Source organism: Cetobacterium sp., assembly GCF_051658645.1.
In the GTDB taxonomy this organism is placed as follows: domain Bacteria; phylum Fusobacteriota; class Fusobacteriia; order Fusobacteriales; family Fusobacteriaceae; genus Cetobacterium_A.
Map to the genome: position 1 here is coordinate 1 of NZ_JBOFMZ010000058.1, position 1,766 is coordinate 1,766.

A 1,766-nucleotide genomic window follows, 5' to 3' on the forward strand; every position below is an offset into this window, starting at 1 on the left:
ATTAAAAATTCTAAGATAGAGTTAATCAAAACAAAGGTTAGAATTAAAGTTAAACCTGAAGTTGCTGAACGAGTAAAATCAGAATTAGATTCAGAAAAAGAAAAATTATCAATAGTTGTAATGCAGAGTGAGTTACCAACAACTAAAAAAATTCATTTGTTCGGTGAATTATCAAAAATAGAAACTTTTGAAGAGTTAGAGCAATTTAAAGTTTTGATAAAATTATAGAAATCCAAATAGGGTTTCTTTTTTTTATAAAAAATACATACTTTTTTCTTGTTTGTAATATTTATAAGATTTACAAGATTTACAGGTCTTGAATCCCCAATAAAATCAAACTCTCAACTGGGGTATCTACGGAAGAATTACGGTTGAACACGGAAGAATTACCGCTGAATACGGAAGAATTACGGTTGAATACGGAATAATAAATTTTGATATTATTCCGTATATGTAGTACTATATAATTATCAAGTGTTTTGAGAGGTCAGAATGAAAAAAATGAAAGATTTAATAGTGCATAAACCAAATGAATTAATTGAAATAACTGGAAACCCAATTTCAGTTTTGGGTCTTTTAACTTATAATTTATTACTACACAAATTTCAAAAAGAAAATATAGATAAATTGATAATCTCAGGTAATGAAATTTTTGAATCTTTACAGATTTCAGATAATTATGATGAATTATATAGTTATTTAGATAGTTTATTAAATATAAAAGTCATTTCAAAAGACAAAAAAGGCAAATTATGGGGAGCTTTTCATTTACTTTCAGAGTATAAAAAAATAGATTCAGGAATTTTTATTCAAATTCCAGATTCTATTTTTAAAGCACTTTGTAACAGTGGAAATGAGAAAAAATTATATTATACAACGATAAAACTCTTAGAACAAAGAGTTTACAAATGTTCATATACTATAATTTTTTATGAATTATTCAAAAAATATGAAAAAGTAAATATTCCAATTTTTCTGTTAAAAGATTTAAAAGAGTTAACAGGAACAAGCAGTAAATATACGAGTTATTATGATTTTAAAAGATATGTGATATTTAGAGCCTTAAAAGAACTAAATCAATTTGATAAAGTTTATGAATATAGCTTTAAAGAAGAATTAATAGGAAAAACAGTTCAAAAAATACAATTCTTAAAAGTTGAAAAAAATGTAATAGATTTACTCGATAAAAAATTATCAGAAAAGCTAGTAAAAGCAATCGAAAAAGCTCGTAAAAATAGGTTTATAGACGTAGCTTATTCTCAGAAAGCGATGGATAGAATTATTGCTAAGTACGCTGAAAAAGACGTTATAAAGGGCTTAAATGAGCTGTATAAATATAATTCTGAGATTAAGAACTTTTCTAAGATTCTAATCTCTAAAATTGATGATATAAAAAACTCTAAAATAGAAGTTATCAAAAAGAAAGTTAAAGCTGAAGTTCAATTTAAAGATGAGGTTGTAGAGATTGTACAATCTGATTTAGAGTTAGAAAAAGAAAAACTCTCAATAATCATAATGCAAAATGGTTTACCTATGTCTCAAAGGGTTTCATTGTTCACTAGACTTTCAGAAATAGAAACTATTGAAGAGTTAGAAAAATTTAAAATTGAAATAAAATAGTTTAAACTAAATATAAGAATCTGTTAACTAAAGATGAAAAATAGGTCCAATTCCTAAAAAAGGGATAAAGATTTTCGACTTGAAATATTTTTGTAAAAAAATGATATCACAAAAAGACATAGCTTGTCTATGCCTTAAAAAGAATA

2 protein-coding genes are annotated in these 1,766 nt (G+C 24.8%); both read left to right on the forward strand.

Translation table 11 applies throughout. The annotated features are described in order from the left end of the window. The coding region (locus tag ACRCZX_RS06905; RefSeq protein WP_438582195.1) for a hypothetical protein at positions 1–228 on the forward strand (228 nt) is incomplete at its 5' end. Positions 229–492: 264 nt separating this feature from the next. Then, a complete protein-coding gene (locus ACRCZX_RS06910) occupies positions 493–1,620 on the forward strand; it encodes a hypothetical protein (protein WP_438582196.1) in 1,128 nt (375 codons plus the stop codon). Positions 1,621–1,766 lie beyond the last annotated feature (146 nt).

Bases quoted from the DNA above. Each gene is read 5' to 3' on its own strand.
- ACRCZX_RS06910 (WP_438582196.1), top strand. From the start codon at position 493: ATGAAAAAAATGAAAGATTTAATAGTGCATAAACCAAATGAATTAATT.